At 73.5% G+C, this 13,046-nt stretch carries 13 protein-coding genes; 4 read left to right on the forward strand and 9 right to left on the reverse strand.

Annotated elements, in window-relative coordinates; all coding sequences use genetic code 11:
* Nucleotides 1-34: 34 nt before the first annotated feature.
* Entirely contained in the window at nucleotides 35-331 is a 297-nt protein-coding gene (locus ACSNN8_RS41530) for a hypothetical protein (protein WP_436656637.1), read from the reverse strand.
* A gap of 183 nt (nucleotides 332-514) precedes the next feature.
* Here ACSNN8_RS41530 and ACSNN8_RS41535 point away from each other — a divergent pair, with 183 nt between their 5' ends.
* Complete coding sequence (locus tag ACSNN8_RS41535) at nucleotides 515-718, forward strand: hypothetical protein (RefSeq protein ID WP_436656639.1); 204 nt, start codon at nucleotides 515-517, stop codon at nucleotides 716-718.
* 198 nt (nucleotides 719-916) lie between these two features.
* Here the strand turns inward: ACSNN8_RS41535 and ACSNN8_RS41540 are convergent, their stop codons facing one another.
* Nucleotides 917-2,872, reverse strand: a complete 1,956-nt coding sequence (locus tag ACSNN8_RS41540) for a GTP-binding protein (RefSeq protein ID WP_436656641.1) — start codon at nucleotides 2,870-2,872, stop codon at nucleotides 917-919.
* 120 nt (nucleotides 2,873-2,992) lie between these two features.
* Nucleotides 2,993-3,796, reverse strand: coding sequence for a helix-turn-helix domain-containing protein (locus ACSNN8_RS41545; RefSeq protein WP_436656643.1), 804 nt, complete (start codon nucleotides 3,794-3,796; stop codon nucleotides 2,993-2,995).
* A gap of 44 nt (nucleotides 3,797-3,840) precedes the next feature.
* On the opposite strand from ACSNN8_RS41545, the gene ACSNN8_RS41550 reads away from it, so the two are divergent.
* On the forward strand, nucleotides 3,841-4,233 hold the full coding sequence (locus tag ACSNN8_RS41550; protein ID WP_436656645.1) for a nuclear transport factor 2 family protein: 393 nt from the start codon (nucleotides 3,841-3,843) through the stop codon (nucleotides 4,231-4,233).
* On the opposite strand, the gene ACSNN8_RS41555 is transcribed toward ACSNN8_RS41550, so the two are convergent.
* Complete coding sequence (locus ACSNN8_RS41555; protein WP_436656647.1) at nucleotides 4,230-5,408, reverse strand: MFS transporter; 1,179 nt, start codon at nucleotides 5,406-5,408, stop codon at nucleotides 4,230-4,232. The genes ACSNN8_RS41550 and ACSNN8_RS41555 overlap by 4 nt on opposite strands.
* 49 nt (nucleotides 5,409-5,457) lie before the next feature.
* On the opposite strand from ACSNN8_RS41555, the gene ACSNN8_RS41560 reads away from it, so the two are divergent.
* Nucleotides 5,458-5,856 (forward strand): MerR family transcriptional regulator, encoded by a 399-nt coding sequence (locus ACSNN8_RS41560; RefSeq protein WP_436656649.1) that lies wholly within the window; start codon nucleotides 5,458-5,460, stop codon nucleotides 5,854-5,856.
* On the opposite strand, the gene aceB is transcribed toward ACSNN8_RS41560, so the two are convergent.
* The gene (aceB, locus tag ACSNN8_RS41565; RefSeq protein ID WP_436656651.1) at nucleotides 5,827-7,440 is read right to left on the reverse strand and encodes a malate synthase A; all 1,614 of its coding nucleotides are present in this window, start codon (nucleotides 7,438-7,440) and stop codon (nucleotides 5,827-5,829) included. The two genes, ACSNN8_RS41560 and aceB, sit on opposite strands and share 30 nt — an antisense overlap.
* Entirely contained in the window at nucleotides 7,440-8,729 is a 1,290-nt protein-coding gene (aceA, locus tag ACSNN8_RS41570; protein ID WP_436656653.1) for an isocitrate lyase, read from the reverse strand. Before aceA ends, aceB begins: the two co-directional genes overlap by 1 nt.
* 111 nt (nucleotides 8,730-8,840) lie before the next feature.
* Between aceA and ACSNN8_RS41575 the strand changes: the two genes are divergently transcribed.
* A complete protein-coding gene (locus ACSNN8_RS41575) occupies nucleotides 8,841-10,289 on the forward strand; it encodes a helix-turn-helix domain-containing protein (protein WP_436656655.1) in 1,449 nt (482 codons plus the stop codon).
* A gap of 1 nt (nucleotide 10,290) precedes the next feature.
* Here ACSNN8_RS41575 and ACSNN8_RS41580 read toward each other — a convergent pair whose 3' ends face one another.
* Genes ACSNN8_RS41580 through ACSNN8_RS41590 form a run of 3 tightly spaced genes read right to left on the reverse strand, consistent with a single transcriptional unit; the run spans nucleotide 10,291 to nucleotide 13,018 of the window.
* Nucleotides 10,291-10,992 (reverse strand): NUDIX hydrolase, encoded by a 702-nt coding sequence (locus ACSNN8_RS41580; protein ID WP_436656657.1) that lies wholly within the window; start codon nucleotides 10,990-10,992, stop codon nucleotides 10,291-10,293.
* Complete coding sequence (locus tag ACSNN8_RS41585) at nucleotides 10,989-11,510, reverse strand: hypothetical protein (RefSeq protein ID WP_436656659.1); 522 nt, start codon at nucleotides 11,508-11,510, stop codon at nucleotides 10,989-10,991. The genes ACSNN8_RS41580 and ACSNN8_RS41585 overlap by 4 nt, the downstream gene beginning before the upstream one ends.
* A complete protein-coding gene (locus ACSNN8_RS41590; RefSeq protein WP_436656661.1) occupies nucleotides 11,507-13,018 on the reverse strand; it encodes a hypothetical protein in 1,512 nt (503 codons plus the stop codon). The genes ACSNN8_RS41585 and ACSNN8_RS41590 overlap by 4 nt, the downstream gene beginning before the upstream one ends.
* Nucleotides 13,019-13,046: the final 28 nt, after the last annotated feature.

Genomic DNA, 13,046 nt, shown 5'->3' on the forward strand with positions numbered 1-13,046 from the left:
CGGCCGGCCCGCCGGGAGCTCGGCGACCGCCGCGTCAGTGGGTGCGCGGGTCGTGGTCGGTCGTGCGGCTGCCGGCCTTGGCCAGGCCACGGCTGATCATGTAACCGATGGTGAGCAGCGTGATGTAGAACCACGCCTTGTCGGCGGCGAAGTAGTCGCTGCCGTTCTCGGCCGCGCCGTCGCCCACGACGTTCGAGGCGACCAGCACGCCGATGACCGAGAGCACGTAGGCGACGAGCTCGCTGGTCTTGAACGACGGCTTGGTCTCTTCACCACGAAGGTGGCGCCGCGAGACGTCGAGGCTGCTCGGGGTGTGGGTGACGCTGGCCATGGGGGGCCTCCTCATTTCAGTCGATGATCATCCCGTGTCCGGGTGCTGAGTCCGAATTACCCGGTTGATCCGCGGGACCCACCCGTTCCCCCGTCGCTCGTTCCGGTGGTTTGAGATCTCGCAGCACCGCTACTTCCGACGCCCGCGGACTCGGCGTGGAGCCTCGCCCACCTCCGACTGGCCATGCCCGAGCTGGTCGGCCGCTTGCTCGAACGCTGCGACGAGACGGCCCGCGAGCTGTCCGCCGCGCCGTGGACCCTGCCGCCCGGCACCGTCCACCCCGGCAACCTGCTGCGTACCTCCGCTGGCCGGGTCGTGCTGTGCGACCTCCAGCTGGCCTCCTACCTGCTGCTCCGCCCACCCGCCGGCCCGCCGCCGCCGAGCTAGCCCACCGCCTCCACACGGTCCTGACCCGCGACGACGACGCCCGCTGGCACCGCTACGAGTCATTCGTCCAGCCGTGACCGCCCACCGGCCTCCGCACGACAAGCGGCTCGCTCGGACACCTTGCCGGCGAGTCGGCGGGGCCGGTCGCGGGTGGCAGCGTCCGAGCGATTCACCGCAGCGTCCGCGGGCAGCACGCCCCTAGCGCGGCACGGCGCGGAACCAGGCGTCGCGGTCGGCGGGGTCGGGGCCGCGCCGGCGCTGGGTGGGTGGCTGTGCGCCGGCCAGTGGGGCGTGGTGGTCGAAGCGGGTCACCAGGACGGCCTCGCCGCCGGTCAGGTCGGGTAGCGCGGCGGCGAGCGCAGGCACCTGGGCGGACGGCAGGTGGCCGGCCAGCCGCACGTACCCGCCGGTGGTTGCGACGTCGAGCACGAGCGCGCCCAGGCGGCCGAGCAGCGCGGTCACCGGGCCGTGCGCGGGGCGCGGCAGGTCCAGCTCGAACCGGTTGACGGGCTGGCACACCCGGGTGCCGGCGCGGCGCAGGATTTCGGCGACCACGACGGGGGCGAGGTTGCGGAAGTCCGCCGCCACGCTGGAGATGGACTTGTCGAACTTCTGGTGCGGCCTGCTCTGCCGCGGCCAGTACTGCGACGACGTCATCGTGACCACGCAGTCGGTGACCGGCCAGCCGTGCGGGCCCTGGCGCAGCGCCGCGCGGACGCCCTCCTCGGTGGCGGCCACGAAGGCGGGCGGCAGCCGTCCCGGTTCGATGCCGGCGGAGAACTCGATGCCGTGCCCGACCGGCGCGGCCTCGACGCGCAGACCGATCCCGGCCAGGTACGGGTTGCCGCGCTCCTTGACCCGTTCGTGCGCCGCGCCCGTGCCGGCCACCCGCTCGATGCACGCGACGGTGGTGCCGGAGAAGCGCGCCTCGACCCCGTACCGGTCCTGCAGCAGCGCGGCGAGGACCTCCTTCTGCACCTCGCCGTGCAGGCTGACCATCGCCTCGCCCGCCTGCTCGTCGAGCCGCAGGTCGATCAGCGGGTCCTCGTCGGCGAGCTCGGCCAGGCCGGCGAACAGGGCGGTCCGCCGTGCCGGGTCGGCCGGTTCCACGAGCGCCTGCAACGTGGCGGGCGGGAAGCGGTGCGTACGCCGCTCGGGCAGCACGCCGAGGGTCTCGCCGATCCGCGCCGACGTGCCGCGCAGCGCGGCGATCTGGCCCGCGCCGGCCGCCCGGTCCACCAGGACCCCGCCGTGCCGGCTGACCGCGACCTCGGTGATCCGCTCGGGCCGGCGGCCGTCGAAGGCGACCCGGTCCCGTACGCGCAGCTCGCCCGCCCACAGCCGCACCCAGGCGCGCCGGCCGTGCTCGTCGCGGTCGACGGCGAACACGCTGCCGGCGGGCGGGCCGTGCTGGTCGCGGGCACGCGGCAGCAGACCGGCCAGGACCCGGCGCAGCTGCGGCACCCCGGCCCCGGTCAGCGCCGAGCCGTGCACGACGGGCGTGAGCGCGCCCCGGCGTACGCCCTGCCGGATGGCCCGCCGCAGCGTGGCGCGCCGGGACCGCTCGCCGTCGACCCACGCGGCGAGGATCCGGTCGTCCACCTCCGCGACCGCCTCCACGACCGGTGGGGCGTTGAGCGGGAGCGCGTTCACCTGGGCGTCGCGCCGGCCCTCGCCGTCGACCGCCGTGAGCGCGACCAGGTGCGGGGTGAGCCGGTGCCGCGCCTGCGCCTCGACCCGCCGTACGTCCGCTCCGGCCCGGTCGACCTTGTTGACGAACAGCACGGTGGGCACGCCGATGCGGCGCAGCGCCCGCCAGATGACGACGGTCTGCGGCTGCACCCCCTCGACGCCGGAGACCACGAGCACCGCCGCGTCGAGCACGGCGAGCGAGCGTTCCACCTCGGCGATGAAGTCGGGGTGGCCCGGGGTGTCGAGCAGGTTGACGGTGAGGTCGCCGATCGCGAACGAGGTCACCGCCGCGCGGATCGTGATGCCGCGCCGGCGCTCGAGCTCCATCGCGTCGGTGCGGGTGGTGCCGGCGTCGACGCTGCCGGGCTCGGCGAGCACGCCCGCCTCGAACAGCAGGCGCTCGGTCAGGCTGGTTTTGCCGGCGTCAACGTGGGCGACGACTCCGAGGTTGAGAAAGGCCAAAACGCATCTCCACGGCAGGACGGTCAGGGGTCCGGGGCGTGGAAGCTGCGCGCATGGTCGTTCTCCTCTCGGCGGTTTGCGGTCCGATGCTGACACGGGCGCGGAGCCCGGTCCACCGATTTATCCGGTGAAGTAGGCGGCGCTCTCGGCGTCGGCCGGGTAGTACGACTCGATCGCGAGCTCCTCGACCGTGATGTCGGCCGGGGTGCCGAACGTGGTGATGGTCGAGAACAGCCGCAGCTCGCGGCCGTCGAGGCGCACGACCATCGGCATCACGACCTCGGCGTCGATCGGCAGGCCAGGCCCGTCGTCGGAGCCGGGCGTGAACAGTTCCTCGTACAGCGCGGTCAGCTCCGGGTCGGGGGCGGCCGCGAGCTGCCGGGCGAGCCGGGTGCGGAACATCGCGCGTACGTCGGCCCGGTTGACCACCAGGCCGCCGAGCCCGCGCGGGTCGAGCCCCAGCCGCACCAGGTTGACCGGCGGCCGCAACAGGACCGGGTCCACCCGCGCGAAGAACGGTTCGACCGCCCGGTTGGTCAGGACGATGTTCCACCGGCGGTCGAAGACCACAGCCGGGTACGGCTCGTGGGCGCGCAGGATCCGGGCGACGGCGTCGCGGACGGCCGCCAGCGCGTCGTCGCCGAGCGGGCGCTCGGCGTACCGAGGGGCGTAGCCCCCGGCGAGCAGCAGCCGGTTGCGCTCGCGCAGCGGCACCCGCAGCTGGCCGGCGAGCCGGAGGATCATGTCGGCGCTCGGCCGCGACCGGCCGGTCTCCACCAGGCTGACGTGCCGGGCGGAGACGTCCGCGGCGATCGCCAGGTCCAGCTGGCTGAGTCCGCGGCGGTGCCGCCATTGCCGCAGAAGCTCCCCGACCGTGTGCACGATCGTGCAGCGTACGCATCGTCGCGCCGGACGCCATGACATGCGGTTTCATCGACACCCCGCGGGGCCGCCGCGACACTGCCTCCATGACCACGGACAACAACAAGGACCTCGTCCGCCGCGCGCTGGCCGGGCTGATCGAGACCGGCGACGTCGAGGCGCTCGCGAGCGTGCTGAGCGACGACTTCGTGCACCGCAGGCCCGACGGCGCCACCTCGACCAGGGCGGAGTGGCTCGCCGCCGTCGGCGCCGCGCTGGGGCCGCTCGCGGGCATGCAGGTCGAGATCCTGCACCTGCTGGCCGACGGCGACCACGTCGTCGTGCACTCGCGGCGCCGGCTGCCCGGCCGCGGCGCGGAGATCGCGGTCGTCGACCTCTGGCGGATCCACGACGGACGGATCGCCGAGGGCTGGGAGATCATCGAGCCGGCGTCCCGCGCGGCCGCCAACCTGACGTGGTGGGAGCCCGCCGGCCTCTAAGGCCGGCGTGGCGCTGCGGGGACGGCGCGGCGGCCCCGGAGCTCGGCCGCCACCAGACCCGCGGCGGCGACGGCGATGACGACGGCGGCGACGGCGGGCAGGGCGGCGGCCTGCCACCGCTGCAGCACCACGCCGCCCAGCAGCGCGCCCGCGGCGATGCCGAGGTTGAGCACGGTGATGCCGATCGCGCTCGCGGTGGCCTCGCGGCCGGGCGGGGCGATGCGCAGCAGGTGGGTCTGGTAGACCGGCGGCAGCACGCCGATCAGCACGCCCCAGCCGGCGATCACGACGGCCGCCGCGGCGACGCCCCGGTCGAGCAGCACCAGCGAGCCCGCTCCGGCGGCGAACGCGACGCTGACCCAGCCCAGCGCCTGCCGGGGGAAGCGGTCGGAGAGCCGGCCGGCGAGCGCGGTGCCGAGCACCCCGGCGGCGCCGAAGACGAACAGCAGCACGCCGCTGGTGGGGGCGTCGTAGCCGCCGAAGTCCTGCAACAGCGGGGCGACGTACGTGTAGAGCAGGAAGTGGCCGGTCAGCACGAGACCCGCGGCGAGCGCGACGCCGAGCACCGTCCACAGTGCCGTGCCGTCGCCCCGGGAACGTGCGGCCGGCTGCGGCGCCTCGGGGAGCCGCAGCGCGCGGATGACCAGCGCCGCGAGCGCCAGCAGCACGGCGAGCACGACGAAGCAGGCCCGCCAGCCGAGGGCGGCCCCGGCCGTGGCGCCCAGCGGGATGCCGACGATGCCCGCGACGGCCGGGCCGGCCAGCACCACCGAGACGGCCCGGCCGATCGAGCCGGGCGCGACGAGCGTGGCCACCGTCGGCACGAGCAGCGACCAGAACAGGCCGTGCCCCGCGGCGGCGACGGTCCGGCCGGCGAGCGCCCAGCCGTACGAGGGAGCGAGCGCGGTGCCGGCGGTGGCCCCGGCGATCACCAGCAGGACGGCCGGGATGAGTACGCGGCGCGGCACGCGCGCGGTGAGGCGGGTCAGCGGGACGCTGGTGGCGGCGATGGTCAGCGCCCACGCGGCGACGAGCCCGCCGGCGGTCGCCGCCGAGACGTGCAGGTCGTGGCCGATCCGCAGCAGCAGGCTTGCCGGCAGCAGCTCGGCGGTGACGGTGGCGAACGCCGCGCCGGAGAGCACGAGCAGGGCGCGCCAGGGCAGTTGAGCGGTCATGCTCAGGACCGTAAAGTCTCACACAGATGTGAGAGTCAAGGAGCGATTCGTGCGCATCGGCGAGCTGTCCAGACGCACGCAGATCCCGGTCCGGATGCTGCGGTACTACGAGGAGCGCGGGCTGCTGACGCCGCAGCGCACGCCGAGCGGCTACCGCTCGTACGAGGAGACCCACGTCGAGCAGGCCGCGCTGATCAGCAGCCTGATCCGGTCGGGCCTGCCCACCAGGCTCATCATCCCGCTGCTGCGCCGCGACCACCCCGGACCGGCGGACGACGGCGAGCTCGCCGGGCTGTTCGCGGCCGAGCTCGAGCGGCTCAACAGCCGCATCGAGTGCATGACGCTGAGCCGCGACGCCGTCCGCAAGCACCTCGACGGCCTGCGGCGCGGCCCCGGCGCACCGGGGCCGCGCCGGAGGTCAGGCGGCGACGGGCGCCGCGACCGGTGAGCCGGCCGACAGGTGCCGCAGGTACGCCGGCAGCGTCAGGAACTCCGGGCAGGTCCGCTCGGTCAGCAGCACGGTCAGCAGCGTGCGGGCCTGGCTGAAGCGCCGCGCGGCGTCCTCGTCGAGGGCGCCGGTCTCGCTGAGCACGTCGAGCTCCTCGCGCAGCATCCGGGTGACCAGCGCGGCGCTGACCGGGATGCCGTAGTCGGTCGGCGTGCCGTTGCGGATCCACTGCCAGAGCTGCGCGCGGCAGATCTCGGCGGTGGCCGCGTCCTCCATGAGCCCGCCCAGAGCGACCGCGCCGCGGCCGTCCAGCCAGGCCGCGACGTAGCGCAGCGCCACGCTGACGTTGGTGCGCAGCGCGACCTCGCTGACCTGCACGCCCACCGCGCGCACGTCGAGCAGGTCCTCGGCGGTGACGCGGACGTCGTCGCGCTTGCGGACGATCTGGTGCGGCTCGTCGCCGAGCCACTGGTCGAACACCTCACGGCAGGTGGCGACCAGGCCGGGGTGCGCGACCCACGAGCCGTCGAAGCCGTCACCGACCTCGCGCCGCTTGTCCTGGCGCACCTGGTTGAGGGCGCGCTTGGCGGCGACCGGGTCGCGGCTGGGCACGACCGCGGCCATGCCGCCGATGGCGTGGGCGTTGCGGCGGTGGCAGGTGCGGACCAGCAGTTCGGTGTACGCCCGCATGAACGGCGCGGTCATGGTGACCTGCGAGCGTTCCGGCAGCACCACGTCGGGCCGGTTCTTGATCATGCTGAACAGGTAGTCCCAGCGGCCCGCGTTCAGCCCGGCCGAGTGCTCGCGCAGCTCGTACAGGATCTCGTCCATCTCGAACGCGGCGGTGATCGTCTCGATGAGCACGGTGGCCCGGATCGTGCCGCGCGGGATGCCGAGCTGCTCCTGGGCGAACACGAACACGTCGTTCCACAGCCGGGCCTCGAGGTGCGACTCGAGCTTGGGCAGGTAGAAGTACGGGCCGCTGCCGCGGTCGAGCTGCCGCTGCGCGCAGTGGAACAGGTAGAGCCCGAAGTCGAACAGCGCGGCCGACACGGCCCGCCCGCCGATGCGCAGGTGACACTCGGGCAGGTGCCAGCCGCGCGGGCGCACCATGATGGTCGGCAGCCGGTCGCCGAGGGAGTACCGGCGGCCGTCGCGCGCGGTGAAGTCCAGCTTGTTGTCGAGCGCGTCGCGCAGGTTGAGCTGGCCGGTCACCACGTTGTCCCAGGTGGGCGACGTGGCGTCCTCGAAGTCGGCCATCCACACCTGCGCGCCGGAGTTCAGCGCGTTGATGGTCATCTTGCGCTCGGGCGGCCCGGTGATCTCCACGCGCCGGTCGAGCAGGCCGGGTGCGGGCGGCGCCACGGTCCACGACGGATCGTCGCGGATGGCGGCCGTCGAGGGCAGGAAGTCCAGCTCGTCGGTGCGGGTGGCGCGCCGGCGGCGGCGCCGCTCGAGCAGCTGCACGCGGCGGGCGCCGAACTCCCGGTCCAGCGCCACGACGAACGCGATCGCCTCGGGGGTGAGGATCTCGGAGTAGCGGCCGTCCTGCGTGCCCGTGATCGTGATCTCCTCGGAGGCCATCAGAACTGCTCCGTCTCGGTCGAGCCCTTGAGGGCAGTCGTGGACGAGGAAGGGTTGAGCGCGGTCGCCACGGCGTCGAAGTAGCCGGTGCCGACCTCCGCCTGGTGCTTGGTCGCCGTGTAGCCGTCGGCCTCCGCGGCGAACTCGGCCTCCTGAAGCTTCACGTACGCGGTCATGCCCGTCTCGGCGTAGCCGCGGGCCAGCTCGAACATCGAGTGGTTGAGCGCGTGGAAACCGGCCAGCGTGACGAACTGGAACTTGTAGCCCATCGCGCCGAGCTCCTTCTGGAACCGGGCGATGTCGGCGTCGTCGAGGTTGCGCTTCCAGTTGAACGACGGCGAGCAGTTGTAGGCCAGCATCTTGCCGGGGTGCTCGCGGTGCACCGCCTCGGCGAACAGCTTCGCGAACTCCAGGTCCGGCTTGCCGGTCTCCACCCACAGCAGGTCGGCGTAGTCGGCGTACGCGATGCCGCGCGCGATCGCCGCCTCGGGTCCGCTGCGGACCCGGAAGAAGCCCTCCGCCGTCCGCTCTCCCGTGAGGAACCGCTGGTCACGCTCGTCGACGTCGGTGGTGAGCAGGTCGGCGGCCAGCGAGTCGGTCCGCGCGATGATCAGCGACGGGACGCCGAGCACGTCCGCCGCCAGGCGCGCCGCGTTGAGCGTACGGATGTGCTGGCCCGTCGGGATCAGCACCTTGCCGCCCAGGTGGCCGCACTTCTTCTCGCTGGCGAGCTGGTCCTCCCAGTGCACGCCCGCCGCACCCGCGACGATCATGGCCTTCATCAGCTCGAACGCGTTGAGCGGCCCGCCGAAGCCGGCCTCCGCGTCGGCCACGATCGGAGCCAGCCAGTCGCGTTCATGCTTGCCGGCCGCGGTGTCGATCTGGTCGGCGCGCATGAGGGCGTTGTTGATGCGGCGCACCACCGCGGGCACCGAGTTCGCCGGGTACAGCGACTGGTCGGGGTAGGTGGCGCCGGCCAGGTTCGCGTCGGCGGCGACCTGCCAGCCGCTCAGGTAGATGGCCTTGAGCCCGGCCCGCACCTGCTGCACGGCCTGACCGCCGGTGAGCGCGCCCAGCGCGTTGATGTAGTCCTCGCTGTGCAGCAGCTCCCACAGCCGCTGCGCGCCGCGCTCGGCGAGCGTGTGCCGCTCCTGCACCGTGCCGCGGAGCTTGACCACGTCGTGCGCGGTGTAGGTGCGCTTGATGCCCAGCCACCGCGGATCGCCGGCCCACGTCCTGGTGAGGTCCGCAGCGGTACCGCCCCTGACTTCGGTCAGCTGATCAGTCATTGCCAGCCCTCCTTGTTGCTTGGGTTGAATTTGACTCTGTCCGAAGCGCCAAGGTCGTTTGAAGGCTTCTGTGAACAGAAGAAATGAAGAATTTCTGCTAGCGTCAAACCCGTGACCGCTTCGCCTTTCTCGCCGGACGTCGATCTCGTGACGCTCGGGCAGCGCCTGCGTCACCTGCGCAAATCGAAGAACCTGACGCTCGAGCAGCTCGGCGAGGCCGTCGGCCGGGCGCCGTCGCAGCTCTCGCTCATCGAGAACGGCAAGCGCGAGCCCAAGCTGTCGGTGCTGCAGGCGATCGCGGGCGCGCTCGGCGTACCGCTGCAAGATCTACTCCGGCCGGAGGCGCCCAGCCGCCGGGCCGGGCTCGAGATCGAGCTGGCCCACTTCCAGCAGTCCCCCGCGTACGCCGGCCTGGGGCTGCCCGCGGTCAAGGGCGGGCGGCGGCTGCCGGCCGACGCGCTCGAGTCGCTCGTCGGTCTGCACCGCGAGCTCAACCGGCTGCTCACCGAGCAGAGCGCGACCCCCGAGGTGGCCCGCCGGGCCAACGCGCAGCTGCGCGCCGACATGCGCGAGCGCGACAACTACTTCGCCGAGATCGAGCAGGCGGCCGCGGAGGTGCTGCGCTCGGTGCGCAACACCACCGGCCCGCTGTCGCAGCGCGGCATCCTCGACATCGCAGCGCAACTGGGCTTCACGTTGCACTACGTGAACGACCTGCCCGGCTCGACACGGTCGGTGACCGACCTGGCGAACCGGCGCATCTACCTGCCGCAGATCGCCAGCGGCAAGGGCCACGACCCGCGCGCGGTGGTGCTGCAGACGCTGGGCCACTTCGTGCTCGGGCACCCCGAGCCGGCCGGCTACGGCGACTTCCTGCGCCAGCGGGTGGAGGCCAACTACTTCGCGGCGGCGCTGCTGATGCCCGAGCACTTCGCCGTCGGCTTCCTGCGCGAGGCCAAGGCCGACCGGGCACTGGCGATCGACGACTTCCGCGACGCGTTCGGGGTGTCCTACGAGACCGCGGCGCACCGGTTCACCAACCTGGCGACCCACCACTTCGGCATCCCCGTGCACTTCACCCGCGTGCACGAGAGCGGCATCGTCTACAAGGCCTACGAGAACGACGGCGTACGGTTCCCGGCCGACGTCACCGGCGCCATCGAGGGCCAGCCCATCTGCCGCCGCTGGGCCTCCCGCACGATCTTCCAGGCCGACGACCCGTACTCGTCGTTCTACCAGTTCACCGACACGTCCGCGGGCACGTACTGGTGCACCGTCCACATCGAGTCGACGCGCTCCGGCGAGTTCTCGGTCACGGTCGGCACGCCGTACGAGCACGCGCGCTGGTTCCGCGGCGGCGACACCACCCGGCGCACGGTCTCGCGCTGCCCCGACCCCGCCTGCTGCCGCCGCCCGCCCGCCGCGCTGGTCGACCGCTGGGCGGGCAACGCCTGGCCGAGCGCGCGGGTGCACTCGCACCTGCTGGCCGCCCTGCCACCGGGCACGTTCCCCGGCGTCGACGCCCAGGACGTCTACGAGTTCCTCGACCGCCGCGCCTGACTCACAGCAGCCCCCGGGCCGTCGCCATCGCGTACGCGGCGAGCAGGAACCCGTCGGTGACCTGCCCGCCGGCGATCAGGCCGGCGAGCTCGGCGGCGGTGACGGGCCGGATCTCGTCCAGCCCCTCCTCGACGGCGTCCGCGGTCAGGCGCGCCCCGTCGATGCGCCCGAGATAGATCTCATCCTGGCCGAGCCGGCCGAGCGGCTGGAGCTCGCGCGCGGTGACGCCCAGCTCCTCGCTCAGCTCGCGCGCCGCGGTTGCCGGGCCGTCCTCGCCGGGCTCCGGGAAGCCGCGCGGCACCTCCCACACCCAGTCGCGCGCCTCGTGCCGGAAGTGGCGCACCAGCACGATCCGGCCGTCGGCGAGGACCGGCAGCACGGCCGCGCCCGGGCCGTCCACCGCGCCGACCACCCGGAGGTACGGCCCCAGCGAGCCGTCGCGGAACCGGACCGCGTCGCGCAGGACGATGAAGTAGCTGTCCTCGTAGACGACGCCCACGTCGGCGTACTCGGCGGGCAGGCCGCGCTGCCGCGCGCGGCCGGCCCAGTCCTCGGCGCAGGCCAGCTGCGTCTCGCGGTCGACCACGATCTCGTACGCGGCCCCCGGCGGGTTGGCGAACAGCCGGGGCCGCTCGGCGCGCAGCCGGTCGTAGCGGTCGAGCCGCCGTTCCCGTCGCTGCCGCTCGTCGTCGTGCGCGGTCACGGGCCCAGCTCCTTGCCGTCGGCTCCCAGCCGCCGCGGGGGGCCGTTGTCGGTGCGGCGCCACAGCCGGCCGTTGACGTCGCGGAACTCGACGCGCCCGGCGACGAACGGCTCCTCGCCGTACGGGGCGTTCATGGTGACCGGCCGCGACTCCTGCGGCTCGAGCACCACGTGACGCGTGACGTCGGTGTCGCGCCCGTCGGTCAGCTCGACCGGGCGGCCGTCGCGGATCAGCTGGACCCGGACGTCGAAGACCGGCCGCGACCCGAAGTTCGTCAGCTTCAGGGTGGCCTTGCCCGAGTTGAGCGCACCCTCGGCGCCGCCGAAGATCACCAGCCCGGCCGCGGCGGCCTCGTCCTCCTGCCGGTGCCGGTCCAGCCGCGCGACGTCCTCGCGGCGGGCCCGCGACTCGCGGCGCAACGCCGACCACGTGACCATCAGCGCGACCAGGGTGGCGGTGGCGCCGGCCGCGGTGGCGATCGCCTCCACCGCGTCCCAGGAGACCGCGGCCACGGTCATACCGACTCGTCCTCGAGGTCCCGCTCCAGCCCGCCGTCGCGGGTGCCCGGCCCCGCGTCGACCCGGCGCGCGCCGGCCTCCTCCAGCCGGCGGACCGCCTCGCGGAGGAACTCCCGGGGGTCCTCGACGTGGAACGGCTTGAGGTCCACGGCCACGATGTGTCCCCCGCGCCGGGCGTCCTGGGTCTCGATGTCGTCGCCGGCGACCACCACCCGCGACATCCCGCGGGTGGGCCGCGGCTCGGACGGTGGCACGCCGACCTGGCGGTAGAGCAGCTGCCCGCCGAAGTACCGGGCCTTGAGCAGCACGCCCGCGAAGTCGAGGTTGAAGCCGAACCCGGTGGAGAAGCGCAGGCTGCGCCGGTGGGCGCCGGCGATCCGGGTCAGCTGCCGCAGCAGGGCGTCGTACGCCTGCCGGAGCGCCTGCGCGCCGCTCTCGAACGTCTCCGGGTGCCCCACCACGTCGGCCAGCGCTGCCATGTAGGCGTGCCACTCGTCGGTGCGCCGGGCCCGGGTGATGTCCGCCAGGCCGAGATCGCCCAGCGGCGGGACGGCGAGCCGGTCGGTCGCGACGTCGAACGCGACCCGGCGCACGACGAGCTGCTCGAGCAACCGGTCCTCTCCGACCACGTCCTCGCGGCGCTCCGTGCGCGGCGTCCACTCCTGCAGCGCCGAGCGGTTGAGCGAGTCCTCCGGGCGCAGCGGGTACCGGTCGAGGGTCTCGGGCAGCGACGTGTTGTACGCCAGGTCGATCAGCAGCTTCAGCTCGGCGGCGAACTTCTTGGACGACGAGTAGCGGCCCTCGGCCGGCTTGCCGTCGACGACGAACTCGGCGTAGAACTCCTCGCGCATGACCCGGTGGCCCGCGGAGAAGGCCCACGCCGCCGCCTCGGTGAGCCGCGAGCCCAGCTCGCGGGCGCGCTCCGGCGGCAGGCCGAGATGGCTGGCGAAGACCTCGTCGCCGCCGTCGTAGCACTTCGAGCGCAGCGACAGGACGAACTCGTGGAACCGCTCGTTGAGGCCCCGCACGATCGCCGCGCGGTTGGCCTCGCTCGACTTCCACGCGAGCCGGACGCAGGACATCTCGGTCTCCCGCGCCACGTCGAGCCACGGCTGCCAGCCGGCCATGCCGGAGATGCGCGGGCCGGCGTCGTCGTCGACCGGCGATTCCTCCCCGTACAGGAAGGGCACCAGGACCGCGGACTCGAGCAGGTCGCGGAACGCGTCGCGGTCGGGTCCCGGCCGGGCGAAGTCGCGGACGAGGACCGGGTTGTTGAAGAAGTACATCCGGTTGACGACGAGCTGCTCGGCGTTGAGGACCGCCCGCAGGTACTCGGTCCGGACGACGGCGTCGCGTTCGGCCCGCACGTCGGCCAGGCTCAGCCCCTGGTCGATCATCCTGGTGAGAAGCCGTCGCGGCACCCACTGATTGTCCAGCGTCTGGGCGACCGCGGCGAACTTGCGCAGGTCGTGCGGCAGCAGCTTCCTGAACGTGACAACCTCGGTCACTGACATCTCCCCGTCGCAGCCTCGGATT

The sequence above is a fragment of the Actinoplanes sp. URMC 104 genome, from assembly GCF_051386375.1.
GTDB lineage: Bacteria > Actinomycetota > Actinomycetes > Mycobacteriales > Micromonosporaceae > Actinoplanes.

Excerpts from the sequence above, each read along its gene's own strand:
- ACSNN8_RS41530 (WP_436656637.1), bottom strand. The coding sequence starts at position 331 with ATGGCCAGCGTCACCCACACCCCGAGCAGCCTCGACGTCTCGCGGCGC.
- ACSNN8_RS41535 (WP_436656639.1), top strand. The coding sequence starts at position 515 with ATGCCCGAGCTGGTCGGCCGCTTGCTCGAACGCTGCGACGAGACGGCC.
- ACSNN8_RS41545 (WP_436656643.1), bottom strand. The coding sequence starts at position 3,796 with ATGTCATGGCGTCCGGCGCGACGATGCGTACGCTGCACGATCGTGCAC.
- ACSNN8_RS41550 (WP_436656645.1), top strand. The coding sequence starts at position 3,841 with ATGACCACGGACAACAACAAGGACCTCGTCCGCCGCGCGCTGGCCGGG.
- ACSNN8_RS41555 (WP_436656647.1), bottom strand. The coding sequence starts at position 5,408 with ATGACCGCTCAACTGCCCTGGCGCGCCCTGCTCGTGCTCTCCGGCGCG.
- aceB (WP_436656651.1), bottom strand. The coding sequence starts at position 7,440 with ATGGCCTCCGAGGAGATCACGATCACGGGCACGCAGGACGGCCGCTAC.
- aceA (WP_436656653.1), bottom strand. The coding sequence starts at position 8,729 with ATGACTGATCAGCTGACCGAAGTCAGGGGCGGTACCGCTGCGGACCTC.
- ACSNN8_RS41585 (WP_436656659.1), bottom strand. The coding sequence starts at position 11,510 with ATGACCGTGGCCGCGGTCTCCTGGGACGCGGTGGAGGCGATCGCCACC.